13 protein-coding genes are annotated in these 13,992 nt (G+C 66.2%); 7 read left to right on the forward strand and 6 right to left on the reverse strand.

The genetic code is table 11. The annotated features are described in order from the left end of the window. Nucleotides 1–3 precede the first annotated feature (3 nt). The 3 genes from WMC41_RS12270 to WMC41_RS12280 form a co-directional block, all read right to left on the reverse strand. Nucleotides 4–1,194: a DUF2778 domain-containing protein gene (locus tag WMC41_RS12270; RefSeq protein ID WP_432343493.1), complete on the reverse strand. Its 1,191-nt coding sequence runs from the start codon at nucleotides 1,192–1,194 to the stop codon at nucleotides 4–6. A gap of 253 nt (nucleotides 1,195–1,447) precedes the next feature. Continuing rightward, nucleotides 1,448–2,866, reverse strand: a complete 1,419-nt coding sequence (locus WMC41_RS12275; RefSeq protein WP_432343496.1) for an amidase — start codon at nucleotides 2,864–2,866, stop codon at nucleotides 1,448–1,450. A gap of 64 nt (nucleotides 2,867–2,930) precedes the next feature. Next, entirely contained in the window at nucleotides 2,931–3,422 is a 492-nt protein-coding gene (locus WMC41_RS12280) for a DUF1772 domain-containing protein (RefSeq protein WP_272807480.1), read from the reverse strand. Between the two features lie 181 nt (nucleotides 3,423–3,603). Here WMC41_RS12280 and WMC41_RS12285 point away from each other — a divergent pair, with 181 nt between their 5' ends. Continuing rightward, complete coding sequence (locus WMC41_RS12285) at nucleotides 3,604–4,212, forward strand: TetR family transcriptional regulator (protein ID WP_432343499.1); 609 nt, start codon at nucleotides 3,604–3,606, stop codon at nucleotides 4,210–4,212. A 1-nt stretch (nucleotide 4,213) separates the two neighbouring features. Here WMC41_RS12285 and WMC41_RS12290 read toward each other — a convergent pair whose 3' ends face one another. Beyond that, the gene (locus WMC41_RS12290) at nucleotides 4,214–5,329 is read right to left on the reverse strand and encodes a hypothetical protein (protein ID WP_432343501.1); all 1,116 of its coding nucleotides are present in this window, start codon (nucleotides 5,327–5,329) and stop codon (nucleotides 4,214–4,216) included. Between the two features lie 157 nt (nucleotides 5,330–5,486). On the opposite strand from WMC41_RS12290, the gene WMC41_RS12295 reads away from it, so the two are divergent. The 3 genes from WMC41_RS12295 (at nucleotide 5,487) to WMC41_RS12305 (ending at nucleotide 7,965) form a co-directional block, all read left to right on the forward strand. Next, the gene (locus tag WMC41_RS12295; RefSeq protein ID WP_432343504.1) at nucleotides 5,487–6,275 is read left to right on the forward strand and encodes a DUF1194 domain-containing protein; all 789 of its coding nucleotides are present in this window, start codon (nucleotides 5,487–5,489) and stop codon (nucleotides 6,273–6,275) included. Between the two features lie 98 nt (nucleotides 6,276–6,373). Continuing rightward, nucleotides 6,374–6,604, forward strand: coding sequence for a hypothetical protein (locus tag WMC41_RS12300; protein WP_432343506.1), 231 nt, complete (start codon nucleotides 6,374–6,376; stop codon nucleotides 6,602–6,604). A 164-nt stretch (nucleotides 6,605–6,768) separates the two neighbouring features. Then, nucleotides 6,769–7,965 (forward strand): aromatic ring-hydroxylating oxygenase subunit alpha, encoded by a 1,197-nt coding sequence (locus WMC41_RS12305; protein WP_432343508.1) that lies wholly within the window; start codon nucleotides 6,769–6,771, stop codon nucleotides 7,963–7,965. A gap of 203 nt (nucleotides 7,966–8,168) precedes the next feature. Here WMC41_RS12305 and WMC41_RS12310 read toward each other — a convergent pair whose 3' ends face one another. Next, complete coding sequence (locus WMC41_RS12310; protein ID WP_432343511.1) at nucleotides 8,169–9,593, reverse strand: aminotransferase; 1,425 nt, start codon at nucleotides 9,591–9,593, stop codon at nucleotides 8,169–8,171. 261 nt (nucleotides 9,594–9,854) lie between these two features. Here WMC41_RS12310 and WMC41_RS12315 point away from each other — a divergent pair, with 261 nt between their 5' ends. From WMC41_RS12315 to WMC41_RS12325, 3 genes are read left to right on the forward strand one after another with little or no spacing between them, the layout of a single operon-like run. After that, on the forward strand, nucleotides 9,855–10,772 hold the full coding sequence (locus WMC41_RS12315; RefSeq protein ID WP_432343514.1) for an ABC transporter permease: 918 nt from the start codon (nucleotides 9,855–9,857) through the stop codon (nucleotides 10,770–10,772). Next, complete coding sequence (locus tag WMC41_RS12320) at nucleotides 10,769–11,593, forward strand: ABC transporter permease (protein ID WP_432343517.1); 825 nt, start codon at nucleotides 10,769–10,771, stop codon at nucleotides 11,591–11,593. Before WMC41_RS12315 ends, WMC41_RS12320 begins: the two co-directional genes overlap by 4 nt. Before the next feature lie 30 nt (nucleotides 11,594–11,623). Further along, nucleotides 11,624–12,718, forward strand: a complete 1,095-nt coding sequence (locus tag WMC41_RS12325) for an ABC transporter ATP-binding protein (protein ID WP_432348328.1) — start codon at nucleotides 11,624–11,626, stop codon at nucleotides 12,716–12,718. Between the two features lie 164 nt (nucleotides 12,719–12,882). Here WMC41_RS12325 and WMC41_RS12330 read toward each other — a convergent pair whose 3' ends face one another. Next, the gene (locus tag WMC41_RS12330) at nucleotides 12,883–13,965 is read right to left on the reverse strand and encodes an extracellular solute-binding protein (protein WP_432343519.1); all 1,083 of its coding nucleotides are present in this window, start codon (nucleotides 13,963–13,965) and stop codon (nucleotides 12,883–12,885) included. Between the last annotated feature and the right edge of the window lie 27 nt (nucleotides 13,966–13,992).

Below are 13,992 nucleotides of genomic sequence, written 5' to 3' on the forward strand. Positions count from 1 at the left end.
CAATCAGGCGCCGGCCTTGCGATAGAGCGCGGCGAGCTGCGTGCGGGAGGACGGCAGTTCCGGCACCACGACCAGCATGGTCACATGGCCGCGCTTGAAGGCGTTGAGGAACGGCTCGTAGTTCTGGAAGGCGACGCAGCCATGCGAGCCCTTCTGGCCGCGCAGCAGGTTGGTGTGCGTCAGAAGACCCGTGCGGTTCTTCGGATCGCGACCATCGATCGACGTCATGCGGATCGCCTCGACGCCGTGGAAGCGCCGCTCGCGCATCTTCAGGCGATAGATGCCGGCCGGCGTCGGCCCGTTCATCTTGACATGCTCATAACGCGGATTGTCGCGCATCTTGCCGATGCCGGAATGGGCACGCAGCTTCGTGCCGTCGGGCATGTAGACCGTCGCGTTGGACACATCGTAGATCGCGACCTTCGTGCCGCGGCCCGGCCAGCCGGTGCCGCTGCCGCCCTTGCTCTTGAAGAGGTCGCCGAACAGCGAGCGCTCGGGCTTGACGAGGGCGACGTCTTCCTTGTCCCTGGTCTTCGCATCCTCGCGCCTGGTGCGCGCGACGGGCTTTTCCTCCACCGCCGGCTTTTCGATGGTGACCGTCTCCAGCGCGGGCTTTGCCTCCGGCAGCGGGATCTGGCCGAGGAGGTTTTCCTCCTCCGCCTCCGGCTTCTGCATGACGAGGCCGAAGGGCTGGATGTCCTTGCGGGCGGAAACGTCCTCGACGAGCGCCGTCACCATGGTCGGCTGGCCGGTGATCCGCTTTTCGTCTTCCACGGAACGCTCGGCGCGGGCGATGGCTGCCTCAATCATCGCCGCCTTCGCCTTCTCCCGCTTGACGGCGGCGGCGAGCTGAATGGAAATCCGGCGCTGATGGGCGACCTGGATGGCCTCCGCGGTCAATTGCTTCTGGCGCAGCTCGCTTTCCGACGGCGACGAGAGCCGCGAAAACTTCGCGACCTTCACCATGCGCTCGGTGTGGTTCTTCTCCGTTGAACCGGGTTTGCCGTGAAGGGAAGCGGCGATTGTCTTCTTGCCCTCGGAAAGCAGGGAAGCCGCGTCCTGCATTGCGCCGAGCGTCGAGACGACAGCCCAGGCGGAACCGGCGATGACGCCGCAAGCCAGGAACGTGCTGAGAAGGATACCCCCCCGGCGGGATTTCGACGCGGAACGCGCGGAACTGTATACAGACGCCATGATACTCGTTACCCGATACTCGTTACTCGACGCGGCCGCGGAAAACACGCTCCGGAAGCCGTTACGCTTGCGGCAGGCGACGGGATCACGCGTCCCGGGCTTCTGCCGAACGAGCAAAGAATGGCGAAATATGGTAAGCAATTCCTAAACGGCGCCTCGCGTTTTTGAAGGAGTCTGCCGGACGGTCCTCAACATCCGGCAAAGCTGCCTTTCACGAGAATGCGGCGCGGGCGTGTCGAAAGTCCGCGTATCCCTAGAACTGGGGATGCCGGGAAAGCCAGTCGGTGGCCGCCTCGTAGCGCGCGGCGGCGGCCAGCACGTCGCGGTCGGCCCGCGGGCGGCCGATGATCTGGATGCCGGCGGGCAATCCGTTCGCGCCGAAACCGGCCGGCATGGCGGCGACGGGAAGGCCGGCCAGCGTCGGGCCGATGACCACCTCCATCCAGCGATGATAGGTATCCATCGCCCGCCCCGCGATCGCCTTCGGCCAGTCGAGCCCGGCTTCGAAGGGGAAGACCTGGGCGGAGGGCAGGATCAGGAAATCGTAGGTCTCGAACAGGCCCATGACATGGCGCAGCCAGTCGCTGCGGCCGAGCGAGGCGGCATAGACCTCCGCCGCCGAGAGGTTCCGGCCGTTCTCGATTTCCCAGATCATCTCCGGCTTCATGCGCGCGCGCCGGTCCGGATCGGCATAGTCGGCCGCCTGGCCGTTGGCGACGAGAAAGTGGCGCAGCGTGCGCCAGGTCTGCCAGAGCCGCGCCATGTCGAAGCCCGGCGGCACCTCCTCCACGCGGCATCCAAGCCGCCGGAAGACGTCGAGCGAGGCGCCGCAAAGCTCCAGCACGCCGGGCTCGAAGGGAAGGTAGCCACCGAAATCGCCGAGCCAGCCGATGCGGGCGCCGGAGAGATCGTGGTCGGCATCGAACGCGAGGCCTTCGTCGGGAAGCGACAGCGGGTCGCGCGGATCGTGGCCGGATTGCGTCGCCAGGAGGGCGGCGACATCGGCAACGCTGCGCCCCATCGGGCCGTTGACCGCGAGTTGGCCGAGGAAGAGCTCGGTGTTGAGCGAGGGCACCCGGCCGAAGGACGGGCGGAAGCCGACGACATTGTTGAAGCCGGCGGGATTGCGCAGCGAGCCCATCATGTCGCTGCCGTCGGCGACCGGCAGCAGCCGGGCCGCCAGCCCCGCCGCCGCGCCGCCCGAGGAGCCGCCGGCACTCCTGCCGGTATCGTAGGGATTGCGCGTGACGCCGAAGACCGGATTGTAGGTGTGCGAGCCGAGGCCCATTTCCGGCGCATTGGTCTTGCCGATGACGATGGCGCCGGCCGCCCGGATGCGCTCGACATGGATGTCGTCGTAGTCGGGCACGAAATCCGCATAGTTGGCCGAACCGAAGGAGCAGAGGATGCCCTTCGCCTCGGAAAGGTCCTTCACCGCGAAAGGCATGCCGTGCAGCCAGCCGTGACGGTCCCCCGCCGCGAGCGCCCGGTCCGCCGCCTCGGCCTCGGCCAGCAGCACATCGGCCGGGCGCAGGCTGATAAGGGCGTTGAGGCGCGGGTTGATCGCCTCGATGCGGGAAAGATAGGCCGCCATGACGCTGCGGCAGTCGAGCTGGCGCTCGGCGATGGCGACGGAAAGGGCAAGGGCGGAAAGGTCGGTGATGTCCTGCAAGGTCGGCTCCGGCATTCGTCTGGAACAGAGCTAGCAGGCGGAAGGAAGGAGCGCCAGCCCGGTCCTAGCCGGGCGGGACGCCCTGACGGAAGGCGAGCGCGAAGAAACCGACGGCGGCGAGCGAGCCGACCGTGCGCACGTGGTTCCACATCGTCCAGACGCCGAGATAGCGCTGCCAGAGGGCCGCCTGTTCAGGGCTGCCGGCGGGTGCGGCGGCGAGCGCCTCGTTGAGCGGCACGTTGAAGACGATCGTCACGCCGATGACGGCGAGGAGGAAGACGACGCCACCCGCCGCAGCCAGCAGGCCGCCGGCTCCGCCCTGCAGGAAGCCGAGGACCGCCAGCACCAGCGACAGCAACGCCCCGCCGAAGAAGGCCGAGAAGAACCAGGGGTTCTGGATGACGGCATTGATGGCGTTCATCGCCGCTGCCCCTTCGGCCGGCGAAAGGCGGGCGAAGGCCGCCATGATGCAGACCGAGAAGATGAAGAACAGCCCGGCATTCAGCGCCGCGGCGAGAATGGAAAGGAAGGTCAGGATGGGAAAGGCGCTTGCCATGGTCGGGTCCTCCAGAAGCCGTTTCGTCCGCATCACGGGCGCGCTCGAAAAAATCGCGTGGCGATCGGCCGGGCCTGCGCACGGCATCGTCATCCGAAAATATGAGTAATCCTCATATTTGCAAAATGTGAGGAATCCTCGTATTTGTCAAGGCCAGTCGAACCTCCTCTCGGAAAGACCGATGGCCGAACCGCAGACGCGCCGTGCACCGACCCAGAAACGCAGCCGCGAACGGGTGGACGCCATCCTCGCCAATGCGACGGACATGATCGCGCAGGCGGGCAGCGACGCCCTGCGCATGAGCGAGCTCGCCCAGCGCACGGGCATCTCAATCGGCTCGCTCTACCAGTATTTTCCCGACAAGAGCGCGGTGGTGCGCGCGCTTGCCGAACGCTGCAACGCGGAAAGCCGCGCCTGCATCGCAGACGGCGTTGCCGCCGTCGGCAGCATGGAGGCGCTTGCCAACGCCTTCGGCAGCCTGATCGACACCTATTACGCGATCTTCCTCGCCGAGCCGGTCATCCGCGACATCTGGTCCGCCGTGCAGGCGGACGGGGCGCTGCGGGCCATGGAGGTGGAGGAGAGCCGCCGCAACGGTGCCCTGCTCGCCGCCCGGCTGCGGATGCTGCGCCCCAAGGCCGATGCCGCCCGGATCGAGGCGACCGCCCTCCTCGTCATGCATCTCGGCGAGGCGACGATGCGCCTTGCCGTCTCGGTCGACCGGGCGGAAGGCGACAGGCTGGTCGAGGCCTACAAGCGCATGGCGATCCGGGAGCTGACGGCGCTGTAGCCTATCGGGCGCGCCGCGCCTCCAGCACCTCGGCCGCCTCCAGCAGCGTGGCGAAGAGATAGGCGATCTTGTCGCTGCGCGTATCGCCGTACCAGATCTGCGGCACCATCACGCGGAAGCGGGTTTGGAGCAGATCGGCCAGCGCCTCGGTGTCGCCCATCCATTCCAGCATGTCGGCATAGAGGTTCATCACGCTCGGCGCGGGAAAGCGCGACAGGAGGTCCTCGAAGCCCTGTTTCGCCATGTCAGGATCGCAGAGCGTATCGGCAAGCGCGTGGTCGCCGACATCGGTGTTGGCCTGCTGGATCAGCGCGTAGAAGCCGAGGCCGAAACGATCCTGCGTCAGCGCCGCCGCCCGGCGGGCAAAATCCTCGAGGTCCTGCGCATCGCGCCCCAGCCAGCGCGGCATGATCATGCGGGCATGCGATCGACAGAGATCGATATTGTAGCGATCGAGCTGCCAAGCCTGTTCGAAGCGCACCGTGAATGTCTCGAAATCGCCGTCATTGGCCGAGCGGCGGTAGTCGCTCATCCGCCAGCTGAAATTGTCCGGGTCGGCCTGGCTATCGAGCACGGCGTCCGCTGTCTCCAGCAGCGCCTCGCAGCTCTGCCGCTGCTCCGCCTGGACGAGGTGCCCATAGGCGGTGCCGCGCTGCACGAAGGCCGCCACGCGCAGCGCATCGGCATAGGTCGCGGCGGAAAAGGCCGACGGGCTGCGTTGGAAGAAGGCCCGGAAAGGCTCCAGCATGGCGACATGCGCCGGCGCCTCGTCGTCCGGCAGCTCCAGGAACGGTTCGACGAACCATTCCTTGACCAGCGAATAGAGCGGCCGGCCGCTTTCCGTGATGACACCGCTCGCCCGCGCCGCCTCGAAGGCCCGCTGGTAGGCCTCGAAATCGCCGTTGCGCCAGGCGGCGCGCATGGCGTCGCGCTGCGGCACGAAGGCCGGTATCTCGTCGTGGAGATCGACGAGATAGAGGTCGTAGTCGCGCACCAGCCGCTCTTCCGGGGACAGCAGTTCCTGCGGCGCGGCGCTCGCCCGACCGAGCATCCTGGTGCGCAGAGCGGCAAGAATATCCTTGAAAACCATGTCGATCCGCTTTCTCAGCCCCGGCATGCCTGCATTCCGCCCGCATGCGGCGGGAACCAGCGGAAGACGGTTGCAGCCCGGCGGCTATTCGTTTGTCATCACCGATTTTTGAAGAGCGCATGCCCTTTCCCTCCGCCGGTCGTGATACATTTCCAAACCCCGGATGCACGGATAGGTGACGGCCATGCTGACAACGCTTGCCTTGCTGATGAGCCTGATGCCCGGCGCGGAACTCGCCGCCGCGGACCAGGAGGTGGATGTGGAGTTGGTGCTGGCGGTCGACGTCTCCGGCTCCATGGACCTCGAGGAGGCGCAGGTGCAGCGCGCCGGCTACGTCGATGCCCTGCGCCACCCCGACTTCATCAATGCCGTGCGCGACGGGCTGACCGGCCGCATCGCCATCAGCTATTTCGAATGGGCCGGCACGATCCGCGACAATTCCCTGGTGCCCTGGCAGATCATCTCCGGCCCGGAGGACGCCGACGCCTTCGCCGCCCAGCTCGAAGCCCGCCCGATCGCCACGCGCCGCGGCACGTCGATCTCCGGCGCCATCGCCTATGGCGCGCAACTCTTCGATGCCAACGGCTATACCGGCCTGCGCCGCGTCATCGATGTTTCCGGCGACGGCCCGAACAATTTCGGACCGCCGGTGACGCCGGCGCGCGACGCGGCGACCGCGCTCGGCATCATCATCAACGGTCTTGCCATCATGATCCGCCCCTCCGCCGCCTACGGCTCGCTCGACAACTACTATGCCAACTGCGTCATCGGCGGCCCCGGCGCCTTCGTGCTGCCGGTGCAGGAGCCGGAGGATTTCGCCATCGCCATCCGCCGCAAGCTGATCCTCGAAGTCAGCGGCGTCGAGCCGCCCGCCCGCATCATTCCGGCTGCCGGAGAACCGGCAGATTGCCTGATCGGCGAAAAGCTGAGGCCCAGCTACATGGAGCGCTTCTACCCGGAACTCGACCGCTGAGCCCTGTTCCACCCGAAACAGCGCCGCCCGGTCCCCCATGCGACAGTCACCCTACTGGATGAATGGTTCGTCCATTGACTGGTAGAGAGGAGACTGAAATGCGCAAGTTCATCATGTCCGCCGTTGTTGCGACCGTCGCAGCGGTGTCCTTCGCCGCCCCCTCGCAGGCCGGCGGCTTCTACATCGGCTTCGGCCATGGCTGGGGCGGCCATCACCACGGCTATGTCAGCCACTACCATGGCCATCACCGCCATTGCTTCTGGAAGAAGGTCAAGCGCTACAACAAGTGGGGACACGTCGTCTACAAGCGCGTGAAGGTCTGCCGTTAAACACCGGCACCGGCGCGGTTTTCCGCGCAGAATCCGCCCTGCCCCGGCCGCCTCGCGGCCGGGATTTTGCCGTTACGAAAACACACAGCGTTCGCAACCTATTCCTTTTGAACGGAAATCGTGCTTATATTGAATGAACGTTCAGCAAAATACAGGGGAGCGACATGAACGAGATGATCCGCGATATCAGCGTTCCGAACGACTGGGACAGGAGCGGACTTCCCGGCTGGTGTTATCACAGCCCCGCCCTCCTCGAACTGGAGAAGCAGCATGTCTTCCGCGAGCACTGGCAGATCGCCTGCCACGTCTCCGACATTCCCGAACCCGGCAACTACCTCGCCATGGACGTCGTCGGCGAGCGCGCGCTGATCCTGCGCGGGCAGGACGGCGCGGTGCGCGCCTTCCACAACATCTGCCGCCATCGCGGCTCGCGCCTCGTCGCCGACGAGAAGGGCAGCTGCCGCAACGCGCTGGTCTGTCCCTTCCACGGCTGGGTCTACAATCTCGACGGCACGCTGCGCGGCGCCGCGCGCCCCCGCAGCTTCCCGCCGCTCGACAAGAACGAATTCGCGCTGAAGGGGCTGGAATGCGAGGTCTGGCAGGGCTTCGTCTTCATTCGCTTCGCGCCCGGCCCGCAGCCTTCCGTCGCCGAGCTGATGAAGCCCTTCGAGGCGGAGCTGGCGCACTACCGCACCGAGGAGATGATCCCGGCGGGCGACATCTGGACCCAGGAGACGCCCGTCAACTGGAAGTCCGTGCGCGACGTCGACAACGAGGGCTACCACGTCGCCATGGCCCATCCCGCCCTGCAGGACCTCTACGGCTCGACCTACTACGACGAGCCCTTCGTCGACGGCCTCTGCCGCTCCTTCGCCACCTACAACCCGCACGCCGGCCGGCGCTGGAGCGTGCGCAACTATGTGAAGATCTCGCCGGAGAACCGGGCGCTGCCCGAGCGGCTGCGCAAGGCCTGGATCTATTTCGGCCTCTTCCCCAATGCCGTCATCGCCGTCACACCGGAGACCGTGCAGTTCTACCAGGAATTCCCGCTCGGCGTCGGCCGGACGCTGCTGCGCGGCGGCATCTACCGTTACCGAGAGGAGGAGCGCGCCCATCGCCTCGCCCGTTACCTCGCCTTGCGCATCGACCGCGACACCCAGGCCGAGGACGTGCAGCTCACCGTCTGGTCGAACGAGGCGATGACCTCCAACGCCTTCGCCGGCTTCTACCTCTCCGACCTCGAATACGGCGTGCGCACCCATCACGACCATCTGCGCAAGGTGCTGCCGGTGGTGACGCTGAAGGAGGCGCCGGAGGAGAAGGCGATGGCGGAGGCCAATGCCGGGCTACGGCAAGGCTAGGCTAGGCTTCTCCGATAGGCCGTGGGTGCCGCGTGGGTCCTCGGGTCAAGCCCGAGGATGACGATAGGAGAGAAGCACGGCGGGCAAGAGCGACATGGCCGCATGCCGCACCGCTTGACAGGTGGGAGCCTCCTCCTCCCCACCGTCATCCTCGGGCTTGACCCGAGGATCCACATCACACCGCAGGCCCAACGCGAAGAGCCTCAGCCCTTCCAGAGCCCTTCGCGCGCCAGGTCGTCCATCGTCAGTTCGATCCCCTTGCGCAGGATCGCCGCCATGTCGTCGATCTGGGCGGAAGTGATGGTGAGCGGCGGCGACATCACGCACATGTTGATGAGCGGACGCACCAGGAGGCCCAGTTCCTGGCAATGCCGGTCGATGCGCTTGCCGACCTCCAGGTCGAGCGTCAGCGGGTTCTTGCTGACCCGGTCGGCGACGCATTCCACGCAGGCCATCAGCCCGAGGCCGCGCACCTCGCCGACCAGCGGCAGGTCCTCCAGCGCCTTCAGGCTCGCCTGGAAATGATCGGTAACGGCGCGCGCATGGTCGAGCAGGCCGTCCTCCAGGATGTCGAGGTTCTTCAGCGCCACCGCGCAGCCGACCGGATGGCTGGAATAGGTCAGCCCATGCGCGAACATCGCCTCCGAATGGTTCGAGCGGCGCAGTTCCTCGAAGAGGCGCCCGGCGATCATCACCCCGCCGAGCGGGAAATAGCCCGACGTCACGCCCTTGGCGAAGGTGATCATGTCGGGGTCGATGCCGAAGACGTCCTGCGAGGCGAAGACATGGCCGAGACGGCCGAAGGCGGTCACCACCTCGTCGGCGATGAAGAGGATGTCGTTGGCGCGGCAGAGCGCGTGCATGCGCTTCAGGTAACCGGCGGGCGGCACGATGACACCGCCGGAGGCCATGACCGGCTCGGCGATGAAGGCGCCGATATGTTCCGCCCCCCTCTCCTCGATCACCGCGCGGAACTCCTCGACGAGGAAATCGCAGAAGGCCTCGACGCTCATGCCCTCCGGCCGGCGGAACGGATCGGGGCAGGAGAGCTTGACGACGAGATCGCCGGCGCTGTCCATCCAGTCATGGTCGCGCGGCCGGCCGTTGAGCGAGGCGGAGAGGTACGTCGAGCCGTGATAGCCGCCCTGGCGCGAGACGATCAGCTTCTTCTCCGGCCGGCCCTTCACATTGTTGGCGAACTGCATGAAGCGCAGCGCCGTCTCGACCGCCGACGAGCCGCCGGTCGTGTAGAAGACATGGTCGATCCCGTCGGGCGCATGGCCGGCAAGGCGGGCGGAGAGCACGGCGGACGGCGCGTTGGTCGTGTACCAGGGCGAATTGTAGGAGAGCTCCATCGCCTGCGCGGCCATGACGTCGGCCAGTTGCTTGTTGCGATGGCCGGCATTGACGCACCACATGCCGGCAGGCCCGTCGATCAGGCGCCGGCCGGCGGCATCGGTCACATAGATGCCCTCGCCCGCCTCGATGCGCCCGCGCGCCTCCGCGCCGATGGAGCCGGAAACCGGCCAGGGCTGCACCAGATGGCGCTCGGCCAGCCGGGTGAGTTCGTCGCCGGCCGCCTCGTCGGCACGCCGGTCCTCGTTCGCCGTCTTCGGAATTGCCGCCATGTCCCTCTCCATCGATTATTTGCCAGAAAGAATCTCGGAACAACGATATGAAAGATTTTGGTTTTCCCAATCATATTGAATGTTCGTTCAATCAATATTGCAGAAACAGGGCTTGATTTCAACGGGGATTTCGGCGCATGCTGTCCACCAGGGAACAGCAGCGTGCCCGAGAAGGAGCACGCAGAGGCCGAAAAGGCGCAGGCGCATGGGAACAGGAAATCTCACGCTCTACGAGAGTTGTCGCGGCGGGAGTTGCGGCCGATGACGGCGGCGGCGTTCGGCGCGCTTGCCGATACGCCCTCCTCCGGGAGGCGCAAGGCCTGGATGCGCAGCGAGGAGGCCCGCGGCCTCGCCCTGATCTCGCCGACCTTCCTCTATGCACTGGCGCTGCTCTTCCTCCCGGTCCTCATCGTCGTCGCCTACAGCTTCTGGACCCAAAACTATCTCGACATCGACCGCACCTTCACGCTGGAGAACTACCGGCAGGCCCTCACCGAGCCGATCTACCGCGACCTCTTCGTCCGCTCATTGTGGATCTCGCTGACGGTCAGCATCGTCACCGTCGTCTTCTCCTATCCGGTCGCCTGGTTCATCTCCTTCCACGGCGGGGTGCACAAGAACCTCTGGCTCTTCCTCGTCACCGTGCCCTGCTGGACGAGCTACCTCCTGCGCGTCATGTCGTGGAAGGTCATCCTCGGCTATGGCGGCGTCATGAACACCGGCCTCATCTCGATGGGCCTCATCGACAAGCCGATGACCTCGCTGCTCTACAATTCCAACGCCGTCGTCATCACGCTGGTGCACAGCTGGGCGGCCTTCGCCATCCTGCCGATCTACGTCTCGCTGCAGAAGATCGACCGCACGCTGATCGAGGCGGCGCGCGATCTCGGCGACAGCCGCCTGAAGGCCTTCCTGCGCATCACCCTGCCGCTCTCGCTGCCCGGCATCATCTCCGCCTTCCTGATCGTGATGATCCCGACCGTCGGCGACTATGTCACGCCGCGCCTCGTCGGCGGCAAGGACGGCGTGATGATCGCGACCGCCATCCAGGCGCAGTTCGGCAAGGCCGCCAACTGGCCGCTCGGCGCCGCGCTCTCCGTCACGACCATGGTGCTCGTTTCGCTGACGGCGGCGGCCGTCGTGCTGGCACTGAAGTTCACCGTCAGGAGGATCAGATGAGCCTCCTCACGCAGCGCCTGCGCGTCCTTCCGTTCCTGCCGGCCTATGTCGCGCTCTATTTCCTCTTCCTCTACCTGCCGATCCTGCTTCTGCCGGTCTTCTCCTTCAACGATGCGGCGACGACCACCTTCCCCCTCGCCGGCTTCACCACCAAGTGGTACGCCTCGCTCGCCGGCAATTCGGTCATGCTGCAAGCGGCCTGGAACAGCCTCGTCGTCGGCGTCGCCGTCTCGCTGCTCTCCACCGTGCTCGGCATCTGCGCCGCCCGCGCCATCACGCGCTACCGCTTCCGCGGCCAGAGGGCGGCGGCCGGCCTCATCATGGCGCCGCTCTTCCTGCCGGAGATCATCGTCGCCGTGTCGCTCTTGATGATCGTGCTCGCGATGGGCGTCGAACTGTCGCTGATCACGGTCATCCTCGGCCAGACGGTGTTCTGCGTGCCCTATGCCATGTCGGTGCTGGTTTCCGGCTTCGAGGGCTTCGACCGCAGCCTGGAGGAAGCCTCCTACGATCTCGGCGAGACAGCGGTCGGCACGTTCCGGCGCGTCACGCTGCCGGTCGTCGCGCCGGCCATCGTCTCCAGCCTGCTCGTCACCTTCACCATCTCACTCGACGAGTTCATCCTCGCCTTCTTCCTTTCCGGCACCGAGCCGACGCTGCCGGTCTATATCTGGGGGCAGTTGCGATTCGCGGCGAAGCTGCCGGGCGTGCTGGCGCTCGGCACCGTCATGCTCGTCGCCTCCATCCTCATGCTCACCCTTGCCGAGATCCTGCGCCGCCGGGCCGAGCGCCGCACGCAGATGGCATTCACGCTGCCTTAGAAACAGGAGCCGGACATGGCCAACCGCCCGATGATCGAGATCGCCAACGTGTCGAAGTTCTACGGCATCTACAAGGCGCTCGACGATGTCTCGCTCACCATCGGCGAAGGCGAGTTCTTCTCGCTGCTCGGCCCGTCCGGCTGCGGCAAGACCACGCTCTTGCGCTCCATCGCCGGCTTCGAGACGCCGACGGCGGGCGAGATCTTCATCGACGGCGTGCCCTCCCTCGCGCTGCCGCCGAACCGGCGCCCGACCAACATGGTCTTCCAGAACTACGCCATATTCCCCCATCTCGACGTCGCCGAAAACGTCGCCTACGGCCTGAAACGGCTGAGGCTTTCCGCGCAGGACGAGAGGAAGCGGGTGGGCGACGCGCTCGACCAGGTGCGCCTTTCGGGCCTCGGCCAGCGCAAGGCGCACGAGCTCTCCGGCGGCCAGCGCCAGCGCGTGGCGCTCGCCCGCGCCCTCGTCATGCGGCCGAAGGTGCTGCTGCTCGACGAACCGCTCTCCGCCCTCGACAAGAAGCTGCGCGAGGAGATGCAGGTGGAGTTGCGCACGCTGCAGAAGGCCGTCGGCATCACCTTCATCCTCGTCACGCACGACCAGTACGAGGCGCTCGCGCTCTCCGACCGCATCGCCGTGATGTTCGGCGGCCGCATCGCGCAGATCGCCAGCCCGAAGGAAATCTACCAGCGCCCGCGCACCCGCAAGGTCGCCGATTTCCTCGGCGGCATGAATTTCCTGAAGGCGAAGGTGCTGGGAGAACAGGGCAACGCCGTCTCCGTCGACGCCGCGCGCTTCGGCGCGGTCAACCTCGACAAGCCGCAGGGCTTTGCCGCCACAAACGGCCACGTCACCGTCGGCATCCGCCCGGAACGGCTGCGGCTCCTGTGGGACGACGACCGCGCCCCGCACGAGCTTGCCGGCCGCATCGAGAACCGCGCCTATTTCGGCGAGGTCACGCATCTGACGGTCGGCGTCGACGGTCTGGAACAGCCGCTCTCGCTGGTCGAGACGAACAATTTCGGCGCGGACGACCTGCCGGTCGGCGCGGAGATCCGGCTGGCCTATGATCCGGAGGCGTTCGTGCTCTTGGCGGAAGACCCGCCGGTTACGCGCGTGTGAGTGGCCCCTCATCCCGCTGCCGCGACCTTCTCCCCGCAAGCGGGGAGAAGGAAGCTGGTGGTGACGCTTTTGCAATGATCGAAGGAAAACCCTGCGGCAATGTCCCTTCTCCCCGCTTGCGGGGAGAAGGTGGCCGGCAGGCCGGATGAGGGGCCGCCCCCCTCTCAATACCCCGATTTGATCTTCTCGAACTCCGCGATCATCTTCTGCCGCAGCTCCGTCGGGATCGGCGCCTGGAACAGCGTGTTGGCGACGAAGGCGTCGACGTCCGCATAGCCCTTGTCGGCGAGGATCTTCGGATCGACGGCGGCCATGCCCTTGGCGTTGGAATGGCCGTAGCCCCAGCTCTCGACCATGTAGGCCGCAATGCCCGGATCGGTGACGGCGTTGAGGTAGTCATAGGCAAGGTCTGGGCTGCCTTCGCCGCCCTTCAGCCGCGAATAGCCGCAGACCCAGGTGGACAGCCCCTCCTTGGTGTCCTTCTTGATGGCGACCGGCTGGCTTTCGGCCTGCAGCGTCGTCGCCGTCTCGTTCCAGGCCCAGGCGAGATCGACCTCGCCGCTCGCCAGCGCCTGGCTGAGGTCGGTATTGTCCGTCCAGTAGAGCCGCACGTTCTTGTGCACCTCGCGCAGGAAGGCGGAAGCCTCCTCGAACTGCGCGTCCGTCAGGCTCGCCCAGTCCTTGACGCCGATGGCAAGGCTCGCCAGCGCATAGGCATCGTCCACATTGTCGCCGATCGAGACACGATCCTTGAACTTCGGATCGGCGAAGGCCCTGAGCGAGGCGATCTCCTCCGGCTTCACCGTGTCGGTACGGTAGGTCAGCACCGTGTTGCCCCATTCGAACGGCAGGAACCAGGCCGTGCCGTCGTCCGAGGTCATCAGGTTCTTCATGCCCTTGAAGGCCGGCAGGATATCGTTCCACGCGGCCAGCCTGGACGTGTCGAGCGGCTCGAGCAGCCCGGCCTCGCGCCATTTCACGATGCTCTGCGCGCAGGGATGCGCAAGATCGGCCTTGAAGCCGGAGCGCAGTTTCTGGAAGGCCTCCTCCTCGTCGCCGAAGAACGAGAAATCCGGCGAGCCGCCGTGCTTTTCCGTGTAGGCGGGGTGGAAGGCGGGGTCCTCGTAGCCGGACCAGTCGAAGACGGTGAGCGTATCGGCGGCAAGGGCTGGAAGGGCGGTTCCGAGGGCGAGGAAGGCGGCCAATGCCGCTATCGTGGTGCGTTTGGCCTTGTCTTTGGTCTTCATGCCGTACTCCTTCCCCGTTTCGGGTTC

This window comes from Shinella yambaruensis (assembly GCF_050859155.1).
Classification (GTDB): domain Bacteria; phylum Pseudomonadota; class Alphaproteobacteria; order Rhizobiales; family Rhizobiaceae; genus Shinella; species Shinella yambaruensis.

Excerpts from the sequence above, each read along its gene's own strand:
- WMC41_RS12270 (WP_432343493.1), bottom strand. The coding sequence starts at position 1,194 with ATGGCGTCTGTATACAGTTCCGCGCGTTCCGCGTCGAAATCCCGCCGG.
- WMC41_RS12280 (WP_272807480.1), bottom strand. The coding sequence starts at position 3,422 with ATGGCAAGCGCCTTTCCCATCCTGACCTTCCTTTCCATTCTCGCCGCG.
- WMC41_RS12285 (WP_432343499.1), top strand. The coding sequence starts at position 3,604 with ATGGCCGAACCGCAGACGCGCCGTGCACCGACCCAGAAACGCAGCCGC.
- WMC41_RS12290 (WP_432343501.1), bottom strand. The coding sequence starts at position 5,329 with ATGCCGGGGCTGAGAAAGCGGATCGACATGGTTTTCAAGGATATTCTT.
- WMC41_RS12295 (WP_432343504.1), top strand. The coding sequence starts at position 5,487 with ATGCTGACAACGCTTGCCTTGCTGATGAGCCTGATGCCCGGCGCGGAA.
- WMC41_RS12300 (WP_432343506.1), top strand. The coding sequence starts at position 6,374 with ATGCGCAAGTTCATCATGTCCGCCGTTGTTGCGACCGTCGCAGCGGTG.
- WMC41_RS12305 (WP_432343508.1), top strand. The coding sequence starts at position 6,769 with ATGAACGAGATGATCCGCGATATCAGCGTTCCGAACGACTGGGACAGG.
- WMC41_RS12310 (WP_432343511.1), bottom strand. The coding sequence starts at position 9,593 with ATGGCGGCAATTCCGAAGACGGCGAACGAGGACCGGCGTGCCGACGAG.
- WMC41_RS12315 (WP_432343514.1), top strand. The coding sequence starts at position 9,855 with ATGACGGCGGCGGCGTTCGGCGCGCTTGCCGATACGCCCTCCTCCGGG.
- WMC41_RS12320 (WP_432343517.1), top strand. The coding sequence starts at position 10,769 with ATGAGCCTCCTCACGCAGCGCCTGCGCGTCCTTCCGTTCCTGCCGGCC.
- WMC41_RS12325 (WP_432348328.1), top strand. The coding sequence starts at position 11,624 with ATGATCGAGATCGCCAACGTGTCGAAGTTCTACGGCATCTACAAGGCG.
- WMC41_RS12330 (WP_432343519.1), bottom strand. The coding sequence starts at position 13,965 with ATGAAGACCAAAGACAAGGCCAAACGCACCACGATAGCGGCATTGGCC.